At 34.9% G+C, this 25,733-nt stretch carries 16 protein-coding genes; 5 read left to right on the forward strand and 11 right to left on the reverse strand.

The genetic code is table 11. The annotated features are described in order from the left end of the window. Window positions 1-175: 175 nt before the first annotated feature. Entirely contained in the window at window positions 176-1,372 is a 1,197-nt protein-coding gene (locus tag ACQKCJ_RS04585; protein WP_271334987.1) for an MFS transporter, read from the forward strand. Window positions 1,373-1,404: 32 nt separating this feature from the next. Here the strand turns inward: ACQKCJ_RS04585 and ACQKCJ_RS04590 are convergent, their stop codons facing one another. The 11 genes from ACQKCJ_RS04590 to ACQKCJ_RS04640 form a co-directional block, all read right to left on the reverse strand. Continuing rightward, on the reverse strand, window positions 1,405-2,406 hold the full coding sequence (locus tag ACQKCJ_RS04590; RefSeq protein ID WP_427401487.1) for an isoaspartyl peptidase/L-asparaginase family protein: 1,002 nt from the start codon (window positions 2,404-2,406) through the stop codon (window positions 1,405-1,407). Between the two features lie 283 nt (window positions 2,407-2,689). Further along, entirely contained in the window at window positions 2,690-3,592 is a 903-nt protein-coding gene (locus ACQKCJ_RS04595) for an ROK family protein (protein WP_427401488.1), read from the reverse strand. Between the two features lie 126 nt (window positions 3,593-3,718). Continuing rightward, complete coding sequence (locus ACQKCJ_RS04600) at window positions 3,719-5,179, reverse strand: glycoside hydrolase family 125 protein (RefSeq protein ID WP_427401489.1); 1,461 nt, start codon at window positions 5,177-5,179, stop codon at window positions 3,719-3,721. A 4-nt stretch (window positions 5,180-5,183) separates the two neighbouring features. Beyond that, on the reverse strand, window positions 5,184-7,469 hold the full coding sequence (locus tag ACQKCJ_RS04605; RefSeq protein WP_427401490.1) for a GH92 family glycosyl hydrolase: 2,286 nt from the start codon (window positions 7,467-7,469) through the stop codon (window positions 5,184-5,186). A 462-nt stretch (window positions 7,470-7,931) separates the two neighbouring features. Next, a complete protein-coding gene (locus tag ACQKCJ_RS04610; protein ID WP_271334992.1) occupies window positions 7,932-10,208 on the reverse strand; it encodes a GH92 family glycosyl hydrolase in 2,277 nt (758 codons plus the stop codon). 273 nt (window positions 10,209-10,481) lie between these two features. Beyond that, window positions 10,482-12,470, reverse strand: coding sequence for a beta-mannosidase (locus ACQKCJ_RS04615; RefSeq protein ID WP_427401491.1), 1,989 nt, complete (start codon window positions 12,468-12,470; stop codon window positions 10,482-10,484). Window positions 12,471-12,933: 463 nt separating this feature from the next. Next, window positions 12,934-14,448, reverse strand: coding sequence for a SusD/RagB family nutrient-binding outer membrane lipoprotein (locus ACQKCJ_RS04620; RefSeq protein ID WP_271334994.1), 1,515 nt, complete (start codon window positions 14,446-14,448; stop codon window positions 12,934-12,936). Window positions 14,449-14,464: 16 nt separating this feature from the next. Continuing rightward, the gene (locus ACQKCJ_RS04625) at window positions 14,465-17,554 is read right to left on the reverse strand and encodes a SusC/RagA family TonB-linked outer membrane protein (RefSeq protein ID WP_427401492.1); all 3,090 of its coding nucleotides are present in this window, start codon (window positions 17,552-17,554) and stop codon (window positions 14,465-14,467) included. 304 nt (window positions 17,555-17,858) lie between these two features. Continuing rightward, complete coding sequence (locus ACQKCJ_RS04630; RefSeq protein ID WP_427401493.1) at window positions 17,859-18,869, reverse strand: LacI family DNA-binding transcriptional regulator; 1,011 nt, start codon at window positions 18,867-18,869, stop codon at window positions 17,859-17,861. Window positions 18,870-19,194: 325 nt separating this feature from the next. Further along, a complete protein-coding gene (locus ACQKCJ_RS04635; RefSeq protein WP_271334997.1) occupies window positions 19,195-20,163 on the reverse strand; it encodes a type I phosphomannose isomerase catalytic subunit in 969 nt (322 codons plus the stop codon). A gap of 1,216 nt (window positions 20,164-21,379) precedes the next feature. Continuing rightward, the gene (locus ACQKCJ_RS04640; RefSeq protein ID WP_427401494.1) at window positions 21,380-23,482 is read right to left on the reverse strand and encodes a glycoside hydrolase family 97 protein; all 2,103 of its coding nucleotides are present in this window, start codon (window positions 23,480-23,482) and stop codon (window positions 21,380-21,382) included. A 289-nt stretch (window positions 23,483-23,771) separates the two neighbouring features. On the opposite strand from ACQKCJ_RS04640, the gene ACQKCJ_RS04645 reads away from it, so the two are divergent. The 4 genes from ACQKCJ_RS04645 to ACQKCJ_RS04660 all read left to right on the forward strand — a co-directional run bounded on the left by ACQKCJ_RS04645 (window position 23,772) and on the right by ACQKCJ_RS04660 (window position 25,731). Then, complete coding sequence (locus ACQKCJ_RS04645; protein ID WP_427401495.1) at window positions 23,772-24,104, forward strand: hypothetical protein; 333 nt, start codon at window positions 23,772-23,774, stop codon at window positions 24,102-24,104. Window positions 24,105-24,265: 161 nt separating this feature from the next. Continuing rightward, window positions 24,266-24,628, forward strand: coding sequence for a heavy-metal-associated domain-containing protein (locus ACQKCJ_RS04650; RefSeq protein WP_427401496.1), 363 nt, complete (start codon window positions 24,266-24,268; stop codon window positions 24,626-24,628). 88 nt (window positions 24,629-24,716) lie between these two features. After that, window positions 24,717-25,202, forward strand: a complete 486-nt coding sequence (locus ACQKCJ_RS04655) for a TlpA family protein disulfide reductase (protein ID WP_427401497.1) — start codon at window positions 24,717-24,719, stop codon at window positions 25,200-25,202. A 1-nt stretch (window position 25,203) separates the two neighbouring features. Next, entirely contained in the window at window positions 25,204-25,731 is a 528-nt protein-coding gene (locus tag ACQKCJ_RS04660) for a heavy-metal-associated domain-containing protein (RefSeq protein ID WP_427401498.1), read from the forward strand. Window positions 25,732-25,733: the final 2 nt, after the last annotated feature.

Genomic DNA, 25,733 nt, shown 5'->3' on the forward strand with positions numbered 1-25,733 from the left:
ACACATCTTCCCTTACGATATTCTATAAATAACAAATCTCATAATTTTTTAACGAAGTAAAATGAAAGTTTGTCCTGAATGAACTCTAATCTTTTTTAAACACAAACAAACCAAACGGTCGGTTTAAAACAACTAGTTACCTGCCAATAATAAAACCTTAAAACAATAATTGAAAATGAAATCAAAAAAATATATCTTTTGGATCATCATATTGATCGTCCTGCTAAATTCTATCGGAATGTCTATTGTACTTCCTCTTTTGCCTTTTATAGTGGGCAAATATCTTCCGTCTCAACAGATTGTTCTGGGCATGAGTATTCTATTATCCGTGTTTGCAGCCTGCACTTTTTTTGCTGCACCCATTTTTGGAGCTTTAAGCGACAGATACGGACGAAAAAACATTCTGGTAATTAGTTTACTGGGGTCTGTAATTGGCTACATTTTATTTGGAATTGGCGGTGCTTTATGGATCCTCTTCCTCGGACGCATTATTGACGGACTTACAGCGGGAAATATAAGTATCTTATTTGCTTATATAGCTGATACTACTGAACCAAAGGAGCGAACCAAATGGTTTGGTTACATAGGCTCTGCTATGGGAATAGGAAAATTGGGTGGTCCGGCTTTAGGAGGATTATTGGGGAGCATTTCTCTTGCATTGCCTTTCTTTGTTACTGCCGCATTGATATTTGTTTCTGGTGTGGCTACCTATTTTTTGCTGCCTGAATCTCTGGCCCCTGAAAAAAGGACAACCCATTTAACCTTAAACAGTTTCAATGTCTTTTCGCATTTTAAAGATATCTTCAAATTAAAAGAAGTCAAATTACTTCTTATTTTGGGAATACTTTTTTATGCTGCACTGGGTATTTTCCAATTTAATTTTACCATTTTCCTGAAAGATATTTATAAATGGGGACCTGCTTTTATTGGGACGTTATTGACGCTGGTTGGTATCTGCGAAATTTTTTCCCGCGCAGTATTATTACCTTGGTTATTGAAACGTTTTAACGAAAGAACTATTGGAATTGCCGGTTTAGTTGGTTTTGGGATTGGTTTAGGTCTAATTCTGCTAAGTATATTTATACCTTCAGTAATCCTAATTGCACTGGCTGTAATCTTTGTCATTACAGGCGAAGGCTTATTTGATCCCACATACAATGCCAGATTATCACAATCAATTGACGAAAGCCAACAAGGTAAATTACAAGGTGTGAACCAAAGCTTACAATCGGCAAATAATGTGATTATGCCACTACTTGCAGCTGCCATTTACTTTTATAGTCCGGCTTCCTTGTACGCAACTGCAACTGGTATTGTAGTTCTGACCGTTATTGTATTCGCCAAATATATACCTAAAAGAAAATCGGCTTGAGCAACCAAATGATATTCTTGCGAATTATTATCTTACTTCAAAAAAGAATCTGCATCAATTAGTTTATTTCCTGTGTCATCATAAACAGCATAATTAAAACCGCTCTGAATACAATAAGAACCATACTCTCCTGCTTTGTTCAGGGCAATAAAACCTACCTGAATATCTTTTAAATCTTTCTTTCTGTTTTGGGTCAGTTTTATAATTCTGGCAACGGCTTCTTCACAGGCCTTTTGAGGCGATTTGCCTTGTCGCATCAATTCTACAACGAGATGACAACCTGAAATACGAATCACTTCTTCGCCATGTCCTGTGGCTGTTGCGGCTCCAATCTCATTATCGACATATAAACCTGCTCCTATAATTGGAGAATCTCCTACGCGACCGTGCATCTTAAAAGACATTCCGCTTGTAGTACACGCGCCCGAAAGATTTGCGTTGGCATCAAGAGCAATCATACCAATTGTATCGTGATTTTCGATATTGGCAATGGGTTTGTATTTACTGTCTTTCAACCATTCTTTCCATTCTTTTTCTGATTCTTCTGTTAGCAGATTTTCTTTTTTAAAACCTTGTTCCAATGCAAACTGCAAAGCTCCGTCTCCTACCAACATTACATGAGGCGTTTTTTCCATTACGGCTCTGGCAACCGCTATGGGATGTTTTATGTATTCCAGACAAGCAACTGAACCTATATTAGCATTTTCGTCCATGATACAGGCATCTAACGTTACACGACCATCTCTGTCCGGACGTCCGCCATAACCTACACTTCTTTCTTTGGGATCACCTTCCGGAATTTTAACTCCTGCTTCGACAGCATCAAGTGCGCTTCCGTTCTTTTTTAAAACTTCCCAGGCAGCTTCGTTTGCGGGAATCCCAAATCGCCATGTCGAAAGTACAATGGGTTTATTTCCTTTCTTTGCAACGAATACCTTTTCTTCTTCATGATCTGAATTAAAAGATTGCAATGCAACAGCGACTGAAGCGATTGCTGCTGTTTTTATAAAATTTCTGCGATTTGAATTTGTCATATCTAATATTTTGTTTGCCACAGATTAAAGGATTCTAAATGATTTTTAATCTGTAACAAAATTTATCAACCTATCTCAGTATGATACTATTTCCACATTAAAATAAAATCAGGTAAATTTTCAACAATGATTTTGAGCCAATTTTTCTTTTTACTTGTCATATTCGTTTTTTCCATTAAAAATGTTATTTACTAACCGTAGATTAAAACAATTATAAAAAATAATCTGTAAAAATCTTTTTATCTGTGGCAAAAATATATCTTCAATGTAAATTTATAAAAATCTACGATTTATAAAGCAAACTTGTAGCACCTAATAAAGCTGCGATTTCATTATCTGTAGAAATAGCAACTGTTACATTGCTACCTGCTTCTTTTATTTTTTTGTTGAAAACCGGTAAGAAAAACTCACTGGCATTTGCTATTTTTCCACCAATAATAAAACTATCAGCAGAGAAATTTTCTAACCACGGAAGCACAATTGCAGCCAAATCTTCTCCCATTGCTTCAAAGACTTTTATCGCCATTTCATCTCCCGTTTTAGCAAGATTAAAAAGCTCTAATCCATTATTTATTTTTTTTCCGCTTAAAGTGAAATAACCAGCGATAAGTCCGCGTGCTGAAACATAATCTTCGGCAATTCCTTCTTTGTACGGAAGGTCGTATATTTCTGCGTCTTTTGGTACTGAAATCCCTGTACTAATCGATTCTCCTTTGTCTATAAAGCAAGCTCCAAGTCCTGTGCCTAATGTGATTGCCATGACTTTTTTAGAAAGATTATCAGCGTTTTTAAAAACTTCTCCTTTACCAAAACAAACTGCATCATTTTCGAAAAAAATCGGAAAATCATTTGAAAGATTTAATTTTTCCTGAAACAAATCGCGAACATTCAATCCATAAAAATGTTCGTATTTAGATTGTCCTTTTATCCAGCAAACTCCATTAGTATAATCAAACGGTCCAGGCATACAAACGGCTAATCCTGTTGTGTTTTCTACTTTAGAATTTTCGATAGCAGTTTGTATGGCTTTTTCCCAAATAGTCATCACTTCTTGCACGGGCAAATTAGAATCGAACGACTCTTTGTGCAGCGAAAAATCAATCACTTTCATGTCTGTTATATCAATAACCGCTGCGGTAATATGTGTGCCACCAATGTCTAATCCAACGGCATATTCTTTATTCATTCTTTTGTATTTTGGAATTTTTGAATCATTAAGAGATTAATTGAATCTGGCTTTTAGGGCTGAATTAATACCTAACAGGTTTTAAAACCTGTTAGGATAATTAATCTCTTAATGGTAAATTTATTTTTAGATGTTTTTGTCTTTTAAAATCTGCGGATAATGAATGCTGGTGTGCATGATCATTTCTCCAAATAATGTATTTGCCCAAGCGAACCATTTTCTTGTAAACTTTGTTACATCGTCTTTATGGAATGACTCGTGCATAAATCCTGTATCGGCATTTGTTTTGATCAGGGTGCTAATACATGCTTTTATTTCTTTTTCGTCTACACTGGTAATCGCTCTTAAAACAATACTCATTGGCCAAATCGTATCTGTTCCGGTATGTGGTCCTCCAACTCCTTCGCCAGCTTTTCCTTTATAGAAAAACGGATTGTTTTCTGAAAGCACTACTTTTCTCGTATTCAAATATAGTTGATTGTCCGGTTCAATTGCACCTAAATACGGCAATGATAATAATGAAGGTACATTGGCATCATCCATCATGTGGAAACTTCCATAACCATTCACCTCAAAAGCAATGATTTTTCCGAATTTCGGATGATCTATAATTCCGTTTTCTTCTAGTCCTTTCTGAACCTGTCCTTGCAATTCTTTTGCTTTAGCGACTAAGTTATCATCTTTTAATGCTGGCAAAGAAAAAATTTCCTGAAGATATCCAAGTACTTCAATGGCAAACATATTACTCGGAATTAAATATCCAAATAAAGTACTGTCATCACTTGGTCTAAAAGTCGAAACGATCAATCCGCATGGTTTTACCGGATATCCGTAACCGCTTAATGGCACACCATCTGTAGCCCAAGCTGTAACTCTCTGAAAATTGTATGGTCCTTTATCCGTCCATCGCTGTTGCTCTTTGAAAGTTTGCAATACCAAAAGCATTGCCTCTTTCCACTTACTGTCGAACAAACTGATATCTCCGGTTTCTTTCCAATATCCGTGTGCCAGTCTTATTGGGTAACACAAACTATCGATTTCCCATTTGCGTTCGTGGATACCAGGCTGCATTTTGGTCATGTCATTTTTCCACTCGCTTACCTGATTAAAATCTTTATAAAAAGCATTCGCATAAGGATCAAGCAAAATACATTTGGTCTGGCGGTTGATTACTCCTTTTACCAATTCAGCCAGTTTTTTATCTTCTTTTACAAACGGAATATACGGCCATATTTGTGCTGTACTATCACGAAGCCACATGGCATCGATATCTCCTGTAATGACATACGTATCCGGTTTTCCGTCGATGATTTCAAAATCGACTGTGGTATCTAATGTATTTGGAAAACAGTTTTCGAATAACCACGCCAACTCCGGGTTTGCGATTTGTTTTTTGATTCTTACGATTGCAGCTTCGATTGCTTTACTCGTAAATTTTCTCTCAGCTAAAGGTGGTCTTTTGGTAATAAAATCTTTTAAGGCAAAATTAAAAACATCTGACTGCATTCCGAAAACATCGGTTTGAAGTGCCAATAATCCTGCTGAAAATATCCCTGTGTTTTTTATAAATTTTCTACGTGAATTCATAATATTATTTTGAGGTTGAGTAAGAATATGGAAAGGCACTTGATAAAGTTCCTCTTTGTAAATTAGGCTGACTGTTCATGTCAAAATTCAATTCGCCACCTTTTAAGATATCAAAATGATTAATATAATTTTTGGTATGCGTTGCATTGTTCCACTTTAATTCCTGAACATACTTATTAGTTTCCGAATTATTTGGTGCATTTATAACCAATTGTTTTCCGTTTTCTAACTGTACAGTTACTTTTTTAAATAGCGGAGCACCAAGAACATATTCATCTGTTCCGGGACAAACTGGATAGAATCCCATTGCTGAAAAAACATACCAGGCCGAAGTTTGTCCGTTATCCTCATCTCCGCAATATCCATCCGGAGTTGGTTTGTACAAACGGTTCATTACTTCTCTTGACCAATATTGTGTTTTCCAGGGTTCACCTGCATAATTATACAAATAAATCATATGTTGAATAGGCTGATTTCCGTGTGCATATTGTCCCATGTTCATGATTTGCATTTCGCGGATTTCATGAATAACTGCGCCGTAATAACTATCATCAAAAATTGGCGGAGTCGTAAAAACAGCATCTAATTTAGCCGTGAATTTTTTCTGACCTCCCATTAAATCAATCAAACCATTGATGTCATGAAAAACACTCCAGCTGTAATGCCACGCATTTCCTTCGGTAAAAGCATCTCCCCATTTAAACGGATTAAAGTTTTTTGGAAAACTTCCGTCTTTATTTCTACCGCTCATCAGGCCAATTTCAGGATTATAAAGATTCTTATAATTCATCATTCGTTTTTCGAATAAGCTGATTTCTTTTTTCGGGCGGTTTAAGGCTTTCGCCAATTTCCAGATCGTAAAATCATCGTAGGCATATTCTAATGTTCTTGCAGCATTTTCATTGATTTTTACATCATAAGGAACATATCCTAAAGTGTTATAATACTCTACTCCTTTTCTCCCCACAGCATCTAATGGTCCTTCGTTATTGGCTCCGTGCAGCAAGGCTTCATATAATTTGTTGATATCGTATCCTCGCAATCCTTTTATATAAGCATCCGCAACTACAGATGCCGAATTGTTCCCTACCATTACATCTCTAAATCCGGGACTTGACCATTCCGGCAAGAAACCGCCTTCTTTATAATCGTTGATTAATCCTTCCTGCATTTCTTTATTGATAGAAGGGTAAACTAAATTTAGTAAAGGATATAAAGCGCGGAACGTATCCCAAAAACCAGTTCCTGCAAACATATAACCCGGCAATACTTTCCCATTATATGGGCTATAGTGTACCGTTTTTCCGTTGGCATCTATTTCATATTGTTTCTGAGGAAAACAAACAGTACGATATAAGCTGGAATAAAATGTTTTTAACTGTTCATCGCTGCCACCTTCGGCAGTTAATTTTCCTAAAACTTTATTCCATTCTTTTTTAGATTCAGCTACAGTTTCATTAAAGGAAGCTTTTCCTAATTCAGTGGCTAAATTCAACTCCGCTTGTTCTGCACTAATAAAAGAAGAAGAAACTTTTACGTTTACTATTTCTCCTCTTTTAGTTTTAAAACCTACAACTGCACCAACATGATTGTCTGTTAACTCTAGTTTGTCTTTTTCTAAAACTTTATCATGCCATGTATAATTGGTTGCAAATGGCTTATCGAATTGCAATACAAAATAGTTTCTGAAATTCTGAGGAACTCCACCACTATTACGGGTTGTATAACCAATAATTTTATTTTCTGACGGAATAATTTTGATATAGGAACCTTTATCAAAAGCATCAATTACGATTGAAGATTGTTCGTTTTCCGGGAATGTAATCTGAAAATGTGCTGCTCTTTCTGTAGCTGTAATTTCGGTCGTCACATCATAATCAGCAAGATATACGCTGTAATAATATGGTTTTGAAACCTCAGCTTTATGGCTGAACCAACTTCCTCTTTCGTCTTCGGCAAAACTTAGTTTACCAGTAACCGGCATGATCGAAAACTGTCCGTAATCGTTCATCCAGGGCGAAGGCTGGTGTGTTTGTTTGAATCCTCTAATCTTTTCTGCGGTATAAACATACGCCCATCCGTCGCCCATCTTTCCGGTTTGAGGTGTCCAGAAATTCATTCCCCAAGGTCGGCAAATTGCTGGATACGTATTTCCGTTAGAAAGACTATGCAACGATTGTGTCCCCATTAAAGGATTTACATATTCTACAGGATCTATCTTTTTTACTTGTGCATTTGCAAAAACGCAACAATGTAGTAGCCCTAAAAAAATTAAACTCTTTATTTTCATATTCTTATTTATTATCCTGACAGGTTTTGAAAACCTGTTAGGTATTATGTATTTATTCTAAAATCTGAATCTCGATAAGCTTTGTCAAAGTTCGAAACTTTGACAAAGCTGGCGTAAACCTGAAATCTTAAATTATACCTAACAGGTTTTGAAAACCTATTAGGAAACTGAAAACTAATTTTAAACTTTGACAAAACTGGCGTAAACCTCAAATCTTAAATTATACCTAACAGGTTTTGAAAACCTGTTAGGAAACTGAAAACTAATTTTAAACTTTGACAAAACTGGCGTAAACCTGAAAACTTAAACTGTATCTAACAGGTTTTGAAAACCTGTTAGGAAACTGAAAACTAATTTTAAACTTTGACACAACTGGCGTAAACCTCAAATCTTAAATTATACCTAACAGGTTTTGAAAACCTGTTAGGAAACTGAAAACTGCGACTGAAAACTAAAAACTCCCTAAAGCGGTCTATCTTCTTTTTTCACTCCAAAAGTTGTTGATGGTTTGCTTCCCATATACAATTTTAATTCGCCTCCTTTTACAATCATATCATGTGTAATGTATGATTTTGTATAAGGTTTTCCGTTGTATTCTGCTTTTTGAATGTAGATATTGGTTTTACTATTGTTTATTGCATTCAATGTAAACGAAATACCTTCTTTATGATGAATTGTAGCTGTATTTACAATTGGACTTCCCAAAATATAAACTCTATTTGCAGGATTAACGGAATAGAATCCCATTGAAGAGAAAATATACCAAGCCGACATTTGTCCTAAATCTTCATTTCCACATAATCCGTCTGGTTTTGTAGAGTAGAATTTATCATCAATTTCACGGATTAGTTTAGCCGTTTTCCAAGGCTGTCCTGCGAATGCATACAAATAAGGAATATGATGGTTTGGCTCATTTCCTTGTGCATATTGACCAATTAATCCACTAATATCCGGTGAAATTTCTTCACCTTCTACTTTATCTGTGATTAGGAAAAGTGAATCTAATTTGGCTAAGAATTTATCTTCGCTTCCAAATAATTCAATCAAACCGTGAGGATCCTGAGGAACTAACCAAGTGTATTGCCACGCATTTCCCTCTACATAATCGTCTTTACGATGGGCGGATGAAAGCGGATTAAATGGTGTTCTCCAATTTCCGTCTGTCAATTTACCTCTCATGAATGTCGTTTCTTTATCAAAATAAAGTTTGTACAAATTGGCTCTTTTGGTAAAATAATTATAATCGTCTGTCTTATTCAAATCTTTAGCCATTAGTGCAATACAATAATCATCTATTGCATATTCTAAAGCATTACCAACTGATTCTAACAATTTATCAGCAGGAATGTATTCTAGTTTTTGAACATAATCCATTCCTTCACGTGTTTGCATGGCAGTTTTTTTGATTGCTTCATACGCCAATGCTACATCATAATCTCTGTATCCTTTCATATAAGCATCTACAATAACAGCGATCGAGTGATTCCCATTCATGGTATTGGTTTCGTTCCCCATCAAATGCCAAACCGGTAATCTTCCTTGCTGTTGGTAGATGGCTAAAAATGATTTAACAATATCATTTATTTTATCGGGATGAGTGATGGTATATAAAGGATGTAAAGCACGGTAGGTATCCCAAAGCGAAAAAGTCGTATAGTTGGTAAATCCTGCTTTTTCGTATACTTTTTTATCTGTTCCTCTGTAATCTCCGTTTACATCATTAAAAATTGAAGGTGCAAACATGGTATGATACATGGCAGTGTAAAAAACTTTCATCGTTTTATCATCTCCTTTTATCTGAATCTTATTTAATTCTTTGTTCCATTTTGAAGTGGCTTCTTTTACTACAGCATTAAAATCCCAACCTGGAATTTCAGCTTTGATATTGGCAGCAGCATTCTCATAACTTACAGGAGAAATTCCGACTTTTACTAAAACTTGTTTGTTTTTTAAAGTTGCAAAATCCAAAACAGCTTTCATTCTTACCGCTTCACCTTCATTTCCCGCAACAACAGTTATACTGTCGTATAAAGCCATTTTAGAAATTGGCTCTGAGAATTCCATAGTAAAAAAGACACGTTGGTCAGTTGCCCAACCTGTAGAATAACGATATCCTGCAAGGGTGGTTGCGTTTATTTTTTTGATAAAAGTTTTTACCGGTTTGTCCCAGCCTATACCGTCTGCAAGATCCAATAAAACGTGATTATCTGTAGTAGTATTAAAAGTATATTTATGAAAACCAACTCTTTCGCTCGCTGTCAATTCAGCTTTGATTTTGTATTTGTCAAGCAAAACACTGTAATATCCCGCTTTCGTTACTTCATTTTTATGAGAGAAATAGGAACCATAACCCGTTGCCATATCTTCTTTTGTTCCTTTGGTAAGCGGCACTTTTCCTGATACCGGCAATAACAAAATATCATTTAAATCTCCGATTCCTGTTCCGCTTAAGTGCGTGTGTGTAAAACCTAATATGGTATTACTGGCATAGTTGTATCCGCTGCACCAATCCCAGCCTTCAAAAACATTTACCGGTCCTAATTGCACTGCTCCAAAAGGAACATTGGCTCCCACAAATACGTGACCATGACCTGCAGATCCTATATATGGATTTACATATTGGGTATAATCTATATTGTTTTGTTTTACTTTCTTTTCCTGCGAAATGACAGGATTGGCAAAAAACAGGTTTAAAGCACAGATTCCGCTAAAAACTATTTTGTTATATTTTGTAAACATATTTTTTTATTTGATTTGTTGAATGGGCCACGGATGATACGGGTTAAACTGATTTACACGGATTTTTTTTAATCTTTGAGTCTGAAAAATTAATCGCAGAGCACAATCCTGATAGTTATTGGGATATGCAAGGGCCACAAGGAGACGCACTGCTGTGCGCCTCTACGGAAAACCTTTGAACCTTGTTTTATTCATAATACAAGAAACCTTTGTCCCTTTGAACCTTTGAACCTTTGAACCTTTGTTCCTTTGTTCCTTTGTTCCTAAAAAAACTTAGTACCTCTTTAAAACATTATACAGAGAATAAACTTTTACTTCCGGCTTTGCAATTTTCCCTTCGAACGTAATTGTTTTTTCTTCGCCTGCTTTTAAATCCATGTAATTATCGCTCCATTTTCCGGTATACCCTTTTATGGAAACGTTTACATATTTGGCAAATTTTGAAGCTTTTAAAATCAGTTTATTTCCTTGTACTTTCCATGTGATTTGTGGGTCTTCGAGTTTTAAATCTATCGGACGTGTCAAATCAATTTCGGGAGTTTTATCATCACGATACGCTTCTTTCATGGCGTACCAGGCTGCTTTGGGCTGACGATCATAATAATCGGTTACGCTCCAGCTTGCTACCGGCCAGCAATCATTAAGTTGCCAAACCAATGTTCCCATATTATAAGGTGCTTTTGAACGGTGAATTCCTATAATATTTTTAAGCGAATAATATTGTAAACATTGTGTGAGGTATGAATAATCCTCAACATTCATTTTCTTTATTTTGATTGAATCAATGAAATATCTGTTCAGATAAGAATCTAATTTCATGAATCCTTTTCCGGCTTTTTGATGTGCCTGCAAAATATCCGAATATAAATAGCGGTCTTCCGGTAAAGTAAATTTTTCGATCGAAGAATATGTTGGCATTGCCTGCATTCCGTATTCGCTCACAAAACGACCTGTTTTTTTCTGCACGGCTTCTACATCTTCTAATCCCCACCAGGTTCCCCAATAGTGACTGTCTCCCTCAGTAAGGCTTTTTTCTTTTGACCAGTGAAATAATGGTGACGAACTGATATACGGTCTTTTGTTATCGACTTCTTTTACCCATTTTGGAATACTATCCTGAAACAAACGAACATAGTCTTTCCATAAACGAGTTGAATCCTGCTTGGACATGTTCATGCTTTTTTGCCAGCCCCAGCTTTTAAATGCTTCATCGATTTCATTATTACCACACCATAAAACAATACTTTTATGATGGCGTAAACGTTTTACCTGATACTGAACTTCTTTTTTTACATTATCAAAAAAAGCATCATCTCCAGGTACCATTGTTCCGGCAAACATAAAATCCTGCCAGACATAGATTCCGTTTTTATCGCATAGATCATAAAAATAATCGTCTTCATAAATTCCTCCACCCCAAACACGAAGCATATTCATATTGGCGTCTTTGGCCATTCCAATTACTTTTTCGTATTCTTTTTTGGTTACTCTTGAAAGAAATGCATCTGACGGGATATAATTGGCCCCTTTCATGTAAACCGGTTTTCCATCGATTTTAAAATAAAATGTTTTACCCAAATTATCCGGTTGTTGTACCAACTCGATTTTGCGATCTAAAACATAAGGTTTCTCAGGAGCTTTTGTATCATAAGCTTCTAATCGTGGTGTTTTCCAGATGCCGCAAGTGGTAAATTTTGGTCCCCAATCCCATCCAAAATGATATTGCGCTTTACGCACATAAGCACGGGGATTATCCGGAATTACAAACGGAAAATCTTTCTTGGCAAGTGAATCCACTACATTCTGTGCCGATTTAAAAACGATAACCAAATCATTATTTCCTGATTTAATTAGTTTTTTTACATCAACTCTCCATTGACGGAACATATTATCGGCTTTTAAAACCAATTGATTGTTCAGGTAGACTGTTGCGTACGTATCCAAACCATCAAAGACCAGTTCGGCGTTTTTCTTTTTTAATGTTGCCGGAGTAACCTGAAAAGTAGTTTTATATTCCCAGTCTTTCTTTTCGATCCATTCCAGTTTTTTTTCATTATCTCTGTAAAATGGATCCGGTATTAATTTGTTGTTCAACAAATCAGTATGTATTTCTCCGGGAACTGTGGCAGGGTGCCATTTTTCAGTTTTCGTTTCGCGATACTGCCATCCGGTTTTCAAATCTGTATTTTGGGCATTTGCCGCCAATGAAAAATTGGCGAGACAAATACCGACAAACCAATAAAATCTTTTTTTATACTCCATATTTACTGAATAATAAATTACTGTATTTTTCAATTCTGTCGCTGGCAGTGTGAGAAGGATAACCGATTATCTCTATTATTGCCTTCTCGTTTTAGGGTGTATTACGGAATAAAAGTAACTAACAAAATATCCTGAAATCATTTTCTTTTTTTACGGCTGCCAAGCTTGATTTAATTTTTGATTTTAGTCCCGATTCCCAAACGTCGGAAAGGGATAGATTTCTGATTGTGGCTTTCTAAATCTTAAAAAAATATTTATCCTTCTATTACATTCTTCTAAAAATAATTCCACCTTTTTCAGTAAAAGCAAATTTATCTTTTGCGAAAAAAAAGGACTAAAACATCTGAATGATTGTAGCATAAAACTCCTCTAATTTAATGAAAATCAAAACAGAAACTTAAAAATAAGCCGGGACGGGATGTATATCCCATCCGACTTATTTTAACTAACTTAACCAAATTAATTATTTATCCCACCAAATTCTGGTTGTCATTACATCCAACCCCTGGCGTGAAACTGCTTCTTTATAATTAGCTGCATTTGTTATCAACTCTGACTGATCATAAATTAATCTTCTTGGTATAGTTCCTTTTGTTTCTCCTATTGGATCATTTACCGGAACTAAAACAGGAAATCCTGTTCGTCTGTATTCTGAGAATGCTTCGAAACCGTTGAACAACAATACAATCCATTTTTGAGTTATAATTTGTTCGATTTTTTCAGCCTCTGTTCCTGCAGATTTAAAAGCATGAGCTGCAATATAAGTGTTGTATTCTGCTGTTGAAACTGCCGGTACTTTGTCTCCAAAAATAGTCAGTTCCTGCATTGCTCCTTTTACTCCGTCTTCATAATATTTCTGTGCCGTTCCGCCAACATTCCAGCCTTTTACAGCTGCTTCTGCAAGGATAAACTGAACCTCAGCATAAGACATTAACAAAGTAGGTGCGTCTAAGCGCAATACTGTTGAGGTATTAGGATCAGAGAATAATTTTTTGTCTCCACCCGGAAATTCTTTTGCATCATTTGCAAGACCTTGTTGGTTTGCCGGATTATTGTCTCCACTAGCCTCTAATTTGGCATAAATTCTCAAACGCGGATCGTTATTGTTTTTCAATAAATCGATAAATGTTTTACTGAATTTTATATTAGCTTCTCCACCATTCAGATCATTTCTAACCCATGAAGATGTAATAGGATTTGTTCTGACTCCTGCCGGACCTGCATCATGCTGTAAAACAAGACTATCATCATTTGATGTAAAAACTCCTTTAGCTACTGCTTTCTCTACATATTGTTGTGCTTTTGCAGGGTTTACTTTAGACAAACGCATTGCTACTCTCAACATTAATGAATTGGCCAGTTTTTTCCATTGGCTAACATCACTTTGATAATATAAATCAGCTGCACCTACAAATCCTTTACCAGCATCTAAAGCGTCTCCGGCTTCGTCTAATTCTTTTAAAAGATCATTGTAGATTGCTTCTTGTGTATCGTATTTTGGAGTAAAAACATTTCCATTATACCCTTTTCCTGCTTCAAAATAAGGAACTTCACCGTAAGTATCTGTCAGTTTTTGAAACATTAGTACTTTCATGATTCTAAGCGCCTGAACCATATTCGAATTTTCCGGTGCGTCTTTTACAACAGACATTAACTGAAAAATCTGATTCAGTCCTTTACCGTATGATTCTCCAAAAAGAGAACCTGAATATTCAGCAACATAAGTATATTTTGACCCCGGACCTCCTAATGAAGCAAAGTGCTGCACTATTTGACCTGCATAACCATTGTTTCCTCTGGTATTAGAATAATCCTGTCCGTCTACATAAATCTCAGCAAGTGTAAACATTGATTTTACAGCCGGATCTGTCAAAGCATTTGGATTCTTATTCATTTCCTCGAATCCTTTGTCACATGAAGTTAATGTCATTGCACCAACGATTGTGATACAGAATATTTTTATAAATTTATTTTTCATCTTTCAATCTTTATTATTAAAATTTGACATTAAGCGTAACACCATAATTTCTTGTCAAAGGCATAGAAGCTCTTTCAAGACCCTGCGCATTGCTGTTAGAATAGTTCGATTCCGGATCAATGTTTGGCACTTTATCATAAATTGTCCATAAATTGTGAGCAGAAAATGCTAAACTAATCGATTGAAATGGCGTTTTTGCAAGATATGCTTTAGGGAAATTGTAGCTAAAAGAAACTGCTCTTAACTTCACAAAATCAGCATCATACACAAAGTTTGATGATACATCACTATAACTTCTCCAGTAATCATATGCAGAAACAGTCGTGTTTACAGGATTTCCGTTAATATCTTTTCCGCTTACTACAATTCCGCCTTCACGACCTGAAAGTGTCTCTTCAGACAATCCGTAGCGTGCTCCTAATTGATTGGTTGCTGAATAGATTTCTCCTCCAAATTTAGCATCTACGAAAATTGAAAGTGTGAAATTTTTATAAGAGAAATCATTTGAAAGTCCCATTGCTGTTGGCGCTACACCTTGTCCAACATTAATTAAATTACCTCTCAGGAATTTACCATTTGTATCCAATACGATATCCCCTTGTGCGTCTCTCAAATAATCATATGCTTTTATTGTTCCAAAAGGCTGCCCTTTTTCCAGAACCACAGAAGCTTTTCCATCTCTGTTGTCGTCAAGTTTTTTAGTCGTTATGTTATCCGATAAATTAAGCACTTCACTATGATTGTAAGCAAAATTGTATCCTATGCTCCATGAAAAAACAGGTGTTTTTATCGCTTTTACATTTATCGCAAATTCAACCCCTTTGTTCATAATTTCTCCTACGTTGATTTTTGTAGTTTTATAACCGGAAGCCTGAGAAATATCAGCATCAGTAATATCATTCGTTGTTTTCTTCTGGTAGAAAGTTAAATCTGTACTTACTCTGTTATTGAAGAAAGTATTTTCGAAACCAAATTCTATTGTACTTACATTATAAGGTTTTAAGAATTTATTAGGTACTGTTTCTCCGTTAACACCCAAAATAGGCTGTCCCTGAGAATCTGTTTGTCCGTCTGGTGCCGTATAAGTCAATGCCAAAGCATATGCATCAGGCAAAGCTCCTCCTACGTTACCCCAACCTGCTCTAATTTTACCATAAGACATCCATTCCGGTAATTTGATTATCTCAGAATAAATAAAACTGGTACTTACAGAGGGATAAAAAGTACTGTTGTTTGATGGATCCAGAGTCGAAAACCAATCTTCACGACCTGTTAAGTTTACATATAAGAAATCTTTGTATCCTATATCAGCTGAGTAGAAAAGAGAGTTTACTTCGCTTTCTGAAAACAATTTTTCAGTTTTATCAGGCTGTGTATTTCCGTAGAAATATTTGAACGGAACTATAAAATTATTTCCTTTCATTTTTATACCGCTGTATCTGTTGTGTTGACGGTTCGCTCCAACGAAAGCATCTAAAGAAAGATTTTTTGCAATATCTCCTTTATATCCTAAATAACCCGAAGCATTATATTCTGAACGGCTCTCTACTCTGTTTTCATAAGATCCTCCCGGATTATAGTTGATTCCTGTAGGCTCGATTTCAGTATATTCATAATTAATATCATCAATACCAATTACCCCTTTTGCGTAAATTTTATCTGTAATGTTATAATTTACTTTTGCAGAACCAATAAAACGTTTTCTAAGATCATCGTTCAAAGGTTGTTGTGTTGCAAAGTAAGGATTTGTCTGGTAGGTATTGGAACCAAAATAATCTGCCTCACCACCATTTGCATCATATCCGTTGCTTAACCATCTGATGTCTGTTCCCGGAGTCAAAAATGTCGTTGGAAAAGAGGCATTTCTTGGAGAGTCATTCAAATAAGGTCTGTTGTGACTTTTCTCTGTAATATATTGTGCATTTGTTTCAATACTAATTTTCTCATTTACAGCTGAGTTCAGATTCAATGCAATGTTATTTCTTCCGAAATTTGTTCCCGGTAAAATTGACTCGTCTTTTGTATTTCCAAATGACAATCTGAAGTTAGTAGTTTCATTTCCACCAGAAATTGCCAAAGTATTACTGAACGAATAACCTGTTCTGTAGAAATTCTCTACATTATTATTTCCATATGCCTGGTAAGGTCTGTTTTTTCCATCGAGAGAAAGAGAAGGAGTTCCGTCATATCTGTCTCCCCACGCATTATAGTAATTATCCCTAAGTTGCTGTAAATTATTATATCTTGTAGCTACACCATTTAAAGGTTCTCCTGTACCGTATTGATCTTGCCAGTTCAAAAGGCTTGCAGGAGTATTAAATGTAGAATTTGTACTAAAATCTACACCAAGCCCTGTACCAGCTTTTCCTTTTTTGGTCGTAATCAAGATTACACCATTTGATCCTCTGTACCCGTAAAGAGCAGAAGCAGCACTACCTTTTAATACTGACATAGAAGCGATATCATCCGGATTAAATGATGACATACCATCTCCTTTATCAGCTCCTCCCCACATATTTGCATTTCCTTGCTGGCTGTTGTCGATTGGGATACCATCTACAACATACAAAGGCTGGTTAAGTCCTGAAGCTGAAGTTGCTCCACGAATTACCACACGGCTGGAACCTGATGGTCCTGAAACCGGTGCAGAAACGTTAACCCCGGCAATTTTTCCCTGAAGGGCATTCCCTAAGTTAATTTCTTTATTCTTAGTCAGTTCATCGCCTTTCAGTTCTCCAACTGCATAACCCAAACTTTTCTTTTGTTTTTTAACTCCAAATGAAGTTACTACAACATCCTTTAATTCCTGTGTATTTTCTAACAATACAACCGAAACGCGGTTTTCATTTTCCTGAAGTACTACTTGTTTTGATGCAAAACCAATAGACGATACATTTAAGGTAACTTTTCCTTCCGGAACATTCATTTTAAATCGGCCTTCCGCATCTGTAATTGCATTAAACGGTTTTCCCCGAACTTCTATAGACGCAGCAACAACTCCCTTGTTTTCTGCATCCGCCACTATACCCGTTATTAATCGGTTTTGCGCCACAGCTCCTAAGCTGCAAAACAATACCATTCCTAACACTGCCAATATTCGTTTCATAAGCATTTTTTTTTGGTTATTCGTTTTGATTTTTGTTTTGTTTTAACGTGATTGTTTTAATAATTAGTAAAAATTTGAACTCAATTTTAATATGGTATTTATAAGCTCTCCAACCTATAAACACTATGATTTAATAATCATGTAAACATTCTTCTAATTTTAAGAAATCGATATAGTAAACAGATTAAAAAAATAACTGATTATCAGTTCAATCCATCTAAAATCTACTAAAACGATTTAGTAAAATAACTAAAAAAAAACACAAGGCTTTTTTTCTTTTTTATTTTAAAATTTATACTAAAAACTAAACTGATTCCCGAACAATCAATTGTCCTTTTTTGATACTTTTCTCTACTTTAAATTTATCCATATCAGTCATCTGGCTCATTAATAACTGTATTGACTTTACTGCAATATCTTTAATAGGATGTGCAATAACTGTAATTGTTGGCGTGTGCAGCTTATAACTGTCATGATCATCAAAGCTAATTACTGAAATATCTTCAGGAATCCTGATTCCCATGCTTCTAAAAGCCTGAAGCCCCGCAAGACCCATATAATTTGCTAAGAATATAACGGCATCAATGGCAGGATTCTTTTTAAAAAAATCTTTTATTGTTGCTATTTTAGCCTCTTCATTACTATGGTAATCCATATGAAGCACGAATGATTCATTATATATTTCGAATTCTTTTAATGCATCGCGACAACCATCTTCTCTCAATTTCATCTGAATCATTTCAGACTTGCTATTGACTATAGCAATATTTTTACGCCCTTTATTGATCAGGAATTTCATTGCCTGATGCGAAGCTTCATAATTATCCATTACGACATGGCTTACTCTCTGGCCCGGAAAATACCTGTCGATCAATACAACCGGTTTTTTTAATTTTAAGAGCAGTTCAATACTTTCCTCAAGGTTTTCTGTTGGTGCAATAATAAACCCATCAACATTTGCCTGTAAAAGGCTATGGATCAATTCTTCAGAACGTTCATCATCACCGCCTGTACTACAATAAAAAACCCTGTAGTCGATACTTTTTGCTTCGTCTTCTATAACCCTGGCGAGGTCAGCAAAAAACTGATTCGAAATATCTTCGACAATTAAGCCTATAGATCTCGTTTTTCCGGTTCTAAGACTTGTAGCAATCATGCTAGGTCGATAATTAAGCTTTTCTGCAACTTCCTGCACTTTTTTAATCACCGCGGGGCTAATCCCCATTTTCTCGCCTTTATCATTAATGACAAAAGATACAGTAGATATAGACACTTGCGCCTCTGTGGCAATATCCTTAATAGTAATCTTTTTCATCACGCGAGTTAATTTTTTATTAAGTTCTTACTAATAATGTCACAAATATATATAAAAATAGTTACTAAAACGATTTTGTAATTATTTTTTTAAACTAATCGTTTTTTTAAAGTGAATTAATCATATAATCATCAGTAAATACAAGTATTTCTACCATTAATCATTTTATTATTCTTTAAACGAAGCCTGCTATTTTAATATGAATAATCTGTTATTGTGTTTCTGTGATGTCGCAAAAAAAATATTTCTTTCGTAATGAATTATCCTTGCAACTGCTGTATTTAATGCAATACTTTAAAAATAAAATTATTTTTTATTGTCGTATTTATGAAATAAATACTTCTAATATTGATGCTGAACCATCTAAGATATAACTGCGCATATCAGCAGGAATCAAAACTGTATCTCCTTTTTTATATTGATAGGTTACGTTTTCATATCTCATTTCAAAAGAGCCTTCGATACACATGTACACCGTAAAAGTTTCTCCGTTTTTATTCCCTTCAATTTTTCCGTCTAACGGAATAAAATTAGTGGTAAAATAAGGACAATCAACAATTACATTCGATTGATTTGAAACTGTTTCATATTTTTTATGTGTATCTGTTTTATTATAATTAATGGCATCGAGTGCTAAATCAACATGTAGTTCTCTTTTGTTTCCCTGAGCATCTACCCTGTCAAAATCATACAATCGATAGGTAATATCAGATGTCTGCTGGATTTCAGCCACAACCAATCCTGCCCCAATTGCGTGAACAGTTCCGGTTTCAAGAAAGAAAACATCTCCTGCATTTACTTTTACATCGTCCAGAATAGAAACCAATGTATTATTATTTAGATTTTCCAGATATTCTTCTTTACTCGAATCTTCTTTAAAACCTACTATAATTCTTGCATCAGTATCTGCCTGCATCACGTACCACATTTCAGTTTTACCAAAAGAATTGTGACGTTCTTTTGCCAATTTATCATTTGGGTGTACTTGTATCGAAAGATCTTCGCGAGCATCGAGATATTTAAACAATAAAGGAAACTGATTGCCAAATCGTTTATAAACTGCCGTACCTAAAATTTCGTTTGGTGATCCGTCAATTAATTCTGTTAATGATTTTCCTTTTAATTCTCCATTAGCCACAACGCTTACATCGCCTTCTACGGTAGACAATTCCCAACTTTCTCCTGTAATCTCAGATGTGATTGGTTTATTAAGAACTGTTTGTAGTTTTTCTCCTCCCCAAATTCTGTCTTTCAGGATTGGTTCAAATTGCAAAGGGTACATTTTTATGCTCATTTTTATATTTTTTAAATTACTATCTAGTTTGTTGTTTTGTTTTTGCCACAGATTAAATGATTAAAATGATTTTTAAAATATCTGCCAAATCTGCGAGAAACCTTTTTTTTAGCCACTAATTACACGAATTTCCACTAATTAATTTGACTCATTTAAATAATAAACGTGTCTAATTCAAATCATTTAATTTTTGAAATCTGTGGCTAAACTTTTTTCTCACGCAGATCTGGCAGATTAAGCTATTTTTTTTTACACAAATACTAGAAAGGAAAAATCCGTGTTTATCCGTCTGCCATTTACACATGCTTAAGTTTGTTTTTTTACCACAAATTAAAATGTTTTTTTTACCACAAATTGCACAAAATTTCTCAAATTATTTTCTTGTAGATTTTACAGATTTTTACAAACAATAGAAAAAAAATCCGTTTTTATCCGTGTTTTCGCTTTAGCGAATCAGCGTCATCCGTGTGCCATTTACACATGCTTAAGTTTGTTTTTTTACCACAAATTAAAATGTTTTTTTTACCACAAATTGCACAAATTTTCTCAAATTATTTTCTTGTAGATTTTGCAGATTTTTACAAACAATAGAAAAAAAATCCACGTTTATCAGTGTTTTCGCTTTAGCGAATCCGTCTCATCCATGTGCCATTTACACATGCTTAAGTTTGTTTTTTTACCACAAATTAAAATGTTTTTTTACCACAAATTGCACAAATTTTCTCAAATTATTTTCTTGCAGATTTTGCAGATTTTTACAAACAATAGAAAAAAAATCCGTGTTTATCCGTGTTTTCGCTTTAGCGAATCCGTCTTATCCGTGTGCCATTTACACATGCTTAAGTTTGTTTTTTTACCACAAATTAAAATGTTTTTTTTACCACAAATTGCACAAATTTTCTCAAATTATTTTCTTGCAGATTTTGCAGATTTTTACAAACAATAGAAAAAAAATCCGTGTTTATCCGTGTTTTCGCTTTAGCGAATCAGCGTCATCCGCGTGCCATTTCGTAAGCAATTTACTTTATAGAAATAGCAACTCCGCCACTCGCTGCTAATTTTTGTTTTAGCTTTGCTTTCTATTTAGCACTAATTATTCTCTCGCAAATTTGGTACATCAAGCAGATTTTTTTGCCAACCAACAGAAAAAATCCGTGTTTATCCGTGTTTTCGCTTTAGCGAATCGGCGTCATCCGTGTGCCATTTCGTAAGCAATTTACTTTATAGAAATAGCCACTCCACCACTCGCTGCTAATTTTTGTTTCAATTTTGTTTTGCTATTTACCGTTATTTTTCGAATAGTATACGATTGTGGATTGGTTTTGTAATCTGCCGTTTTTCCGTCTTCATAAATTATTGCTGTATATGATTTTCCTACGGGAAGAAAACTAAAGTCAATCAAAGCCGTACGCGGGTTTTCATCGGTGATACCGCCTACAAACCATTCTTGTTTTCCTTTTGTTTTTCTGGCAATCGTGATATAATCTCCCGGTTCTGCTTCAAGAATATAAGTTGCATCCCAATCCAGCGCAACATCTTTTATGAACTGAAAAGCATCATTAAACCGCATATAATTTTCAGGTAAATCAGCCGCCATTTGCAACGGACTGTACATGGTAACATATAATGCCAATTGTTTTGCAAGTGTTGTACTGAGCTTGTTCTTTTTAGCTCCGTAAACAGATAAATCTCCCTGAAAAATTCCGGGCGTATAATCCATTGGACCTCCCATTAGTCGGGTAAAAGGCAAAATTGTTGTGTGATCCGGATGAATTCCTTCCATTGATTCAAACTCCGTTCCTCGCGCTGATTCCTGAGCAAACCAGTTAGGATAGGTACGGTGCAAACCAGTTGGACGAACTGCTTCATGAGAGTCTACCATGATTTTATGTTTGGCAGCTTCTTTGGCTACATATGTATAATGATTGACCATTTGCTGTCCGTCATGATGTTCTCCTCTTGGAATAATTGGCCCAACATATCCTGTTTTTACAGCATTATAATTATTATCAACCATAAAGTTGAAGGCATCATTCAATTGTCGTTCGTACTCAGCAGTCGAAGATGTGGTTTCGTGATGCATGACAATTTTCACCTTCTTCTTACTGGCATAATCACTTAAATCTTTCACATCAAAATCAGGATAGGCTTTTGTAAAACTATAAATACGTTCTTTTTTGAAAGCCGTATTATCTTCCCAGCCTTCATTCCAGCCTTCGACTAAAACTGCATCAAAACCATTTGCTGCGGCGAAATCTATATATTCTTTTACATGTTTTGTATTGGCACCGTGTGTATTATTTGGTTTTAATTTAGAGAAATCAGTTTCACCAATTACAATATCCTGATTATCCGAATATGCCCAGGTAGATCCTCCACCGGTAAAATATTCCCACCAAACGCCAATGTATTTCACGGGTTTAATCCAGGAAGTATCATCAAAACTACAAGGCTCATTAAGATTCAAAATCATTTTTGATGCTAAAATAGCTCTGGCGTCATCACTCACCACAATTGTTCGCCAAGGCGTAAAACTTCCGGTCTGAATATATCCTTTATTTCCAACAGCATCCGGAACGAGATGAGAACTTAACGAATACGTTTTGTCATCGACATTAAGGCACATTGCCGGATAATTTTTTAAGGCTGCTTCGTGAATATTGATATAAAGTCCATCATTGGTCTTTATCATTAAAGGCGTTTGTGTTGCCAAATTTTTAATTGTCGTTTGTGCCGCCAACGAAACATGTGTAGCTTTATAAACCAAAGATTGCATCTCTGATATTTTTGAAGTTGTATAACTATATTCGTTCGTGTCATAATCTCCCGGAATCCAGAAAAGTTTATGATCTCCTGTTAAATTAAATTCGGTAGTTTCTTCCTGAATAATAAAGTGACGTAAGTTATCCTGTACCGGAAATTCATATCGAAACCCCAAACCATCATTAAACAGACGAAAGTAAATCGACATTTTTCGCTTACTCTTTTCTTGCACAAGATCTGCCTTTAATTCATTATATTGATTTTGTATTTCTTTTTGTTCTCCCAAAACCGGTTTCCAGATACTATTCTCAGACTGAAATTTTGTGGCAGCAATCTGAAAACCTTCATTCAGCATACTATCTGACTTTAGAACAAAACCCAATTTGCTTTCTTTGATCGCTTCTTTTTTCTTGTAACTCAAAGAATAAACAGGAGTTCCTGCTTTATTTACTGAAAATTTCATAGTAAGATTACCATCAGGAGATCTTAGTTCCTGGGCATTTACAAATACATTCGAAACGATAATAAAAAAGCAGATAAAAAATATATTTTTCATAAATCAAGAAATTTTCAATAGTTGCTAAATCGATTTAGCAAACATAATAAAAAATGTCATACTTGTAAACTTAATGTAAAATTTATGATTTCGAAATAACTAATTAATCTTACCAAACAGAATATATCCCACTACAATTCAAAAACTTACCGCTCATTAAAAACATAAGAAATGAATAGTAATCAACACCAAAAATCTATCGAAATAAAAGGTTTATAAAAAAATTAACAACTACGAGAACCAATAAAAAGTATCTTTGGCACTGATTATGACAAAAAAGTTCTACATATTGCTACTTGTAACGCTTGGTTTCCTTATGGGACCAACGCTTACTTATGCGCATGGAACAAAGACAGCAATGTCATGTTGTAAAAAAGAATCTTCATCAGAAAACTGTTGCAAGAAAAAAGGTTCTAAAGAAAAAGAACATAACTGCGATAAAGGTTGTTTAGGTAATTCTTGTACACCAACGTCCAGCTGTGGTTTTTCGCCAATGGCAATTTTTCAAACAGAAAACAACTCACTTTTTAGTTTTTCTGACAAAAAACAAAATTACTTTTATTCAGAAATCTTTATTTCTTCAGATTTCCGTTCTATCTGGCTTCCACCTAAAATAAGCTAGATTTATTTCCTGACAGCCATAAGTCTGTCTTATCCAAAGTCATTTTAAGGCTTTAAAAATCAAAACATTTTTTAATCCCTATTCTATTCACAGAAATAGCTGTATTTGCTATCATTTGTGTTGTGGTTTCAGGATTAATTCATCCACAAAAAAAACATATAATGAACTCAATAAAAAAATTATTGATGGTAATGACTTTATTACTATCAGTTACTTTCGCCAGCGCGCAAATCAAAAATAAAACTACTCAAACTGTAAAAATCAATGGCAATTGCGCCATGTGCAAAAAGACTATTGAAACAGCTGCAAACATAGATAATGTTGCTAAAGTAAACTGGAACAAAGACACAAAAATTGCAACGATTACTTACGATAGTAAAAAGACCAATCCTGATGCTATACTAAAACGTGTTGCAGATGCCGGATATGATAACGAAAGTTTTACTGCTCCAACTGCAGTTTATGATGAATTGCACGGATGTTGCCAATACGACAGAGATGCAAGCCCTAAAAAAGCAGAATAATCATAATTAAATCATTCAAAAAACAAGCTTGTCTGTATTATTAACGAATTAGACAATACTACAGACAAGCATTTTAAAAAAAAATATCATGTTCAAAATAAAAAATATAATCACATTATTCCTCCTTATTGCAACTGTTGCTGTAACAAATGCGCAGATAAAAATAGGAGATAGTTTTCCGGATGTTCAACTTCAGAACAATAAGAATGCTACAGTTAAACTAAATTCTTTTAAAGGAAAAACAGTTTTAGTCGACTTTTGGGCATCATGGTGTGCTCCTTGCCGAATGGCGAATAAAAATCTGGTAAAATTGTACGATCAGTACAAAGGTCAAAATTTTGAAATCGTTGGAATATCAATTGATAACGACAAAACAAAATGGCTAAAAGCAATTGAGAAAGACAAAATGAAACACCAGCAATTAATTGACCCAAAAGGTTTTGATGCTAAAACGGCTGTAACTTTTGGAGTGGATGCTTTGCCTTCTACCTTTCTTTTTGATGCATCAGGAAAACTGATTGCCATAAACCCAACCGAAGCACAAATAATTGCTCAAATCAAAAAAAACAAATAAAATGAAAACCTTACATATAAAATTCATAGCCGCTGCACTTTTAGTAGTATTAACAAGTGTAAATTCTTATTCGCAAATTACTAAAGCCGAAATAATGGCAACAGGATTAACCTGTTCTATGTGTTCTAATGCGATCAACAAACAATTAAAATCTTTAACTCAGGTAGACAGTATAGGTACTGACCTGAACACGAATACATTTACGGTTTACTTTAAAAAAGACAATTCAGTCGAGCCAAAAGTATTGAAGAAAGCCGTTGAAAAAGCAGGTTTCTTCGTAGGTTCTATGGTATTGACTGCTAAGTTTCATACCGATAAAATTGAGGATAACACAACCTTAAAGATGGATGATGCGACTTATACTTTCATCGACATTAAAAAACCTGTAGCACATGAAGAAATGAAATACAGAGTATTGGATAAAGGTTTTGTAACTCAAAAAGAGTATAAAAAACTAGTTAAATCTTATGCTAAATATCCTGGTTATGCCACAGAAAACGAGAATGATTATTACCTAAAAACATTATAAAA

The organism is Flavobacterium sp. NPDC079362 (genome assembly GCF_050267765.1).
In the GTDB taxonomy this organism is placed as follows: Bacteria; Bacteroidota; Bacteroidia; order Flavobacteriales; family Flavobacteriaceae; genus Flavobacterium; species Flavobacterium azizsancarii.

Bases quoted from the DNA above. Each gene is read 5' to 3' on its own strand.
- ACQKCJ_RS04650 (WP_427401496.1), top strand. From the start codon at position 24,266: ATGAACTCAATAAAAAAATTATTGATGGTAATGACTTTATTACTATCA.
- ACQKCJ_RS04595 (WP_427401488.1), bottom strand. From the start codon at position 3,592: ATGAATAAAGAATATGCCGTTGGATTAGACATTGGTGGCACACATATT.
- ACQKCJ_RS04610 (WP_271334992.1), bottom strand. From the start codon at position 10,208: ATGTTTACAAAATATAACAAAATAGTTTTTAGCGGAATCTGTGCTTTA.
- ACQKCJ_RS04605 (WP_427401490.1), bottom strand. From the start codon at position 7,469: ATGAAAATAAAGAGTTTAATTTTTTTAGGGCTACTACATTGTTGCGTT.
- ACQKCJ_RS04660 (WP_427401498.1), top strand. From the start codon at position 25,204: ATGAAAACCTTACATATAAAATTCATAGCCGCTGCACTTTTAGTAGTA.
- ACQKCJ_RS04600 (WP_427401489.1), bottom strand. From the start codon at position 5,179: ATGAATTCACGTAGAAAATTTATAAAAAACACAGGGATATTTTCAGCA.
- ACQKCJ_RS04630 (WP_427401493.1), bottom strand. From the start codon at position 18,869: ATGAAAAAGATTACTATTAAGGATATTGCCACAGAGGCGCAAGTGTCT.
- ACQKCJ_RS04635 (WP_271334997.1), bottom strand. From the start codon at position 20,163: ATGAGCATAAAAATGTACCCTTTGCAATTTGAACCAATCCTGAAAGAC.
- ACQKCJ_RS04585 (WP_271334987.1), top strand. From the start codon at position 176: ATGAAATCAAAAAAATATATCTTTTGGATCATCATATTGATCGTCCTG.
- ACQKCJ_RS04655 (WP_427401497.1), top strand. From the start codon at position 24,717: ATGTTCAAAATAAAAAATATAATCACATTATTCCTCCTTATTGCAACT.
- ACQKCJ_RS04620 (WP_271334994.1), bottom strand. From the start codon at position 14,448: ATGAAAAATAAATTTATAAAAATATTCTGTATCACAATCGTTGGTGCA.
- ACQKCJ_RS04640 (WP_427401494.1), bottom strand. From the start codon at position 23,482: ATGAAAAATATATTTTTTATCTGCTTTTTTATTATCGTTTCGAATGTA.
- ACQKCJ_RS04590 (WP_427401487.1), bottom strand. From the start codon at position 2,406: ATGACAAATTCAAATCGCAGAAATTTTATAAAAACAGCAGCAATCGCT.
- ACQKCJ_RS04615 (WP_427401491.1), bottom strand. From the start codon at position 12,470: ATGGAGTATAAAAAAAGATTTTATTGGTTTGTCGGTATTTGTCTCGCC.
- ACQKCJ_RS04625 (WP_427401492.1), bottom strand. From the start codon at position 17,554: ATGAAACGAATATTGGCAGTGTTAGGAATGGTATTGTTTTGCAGCTTA.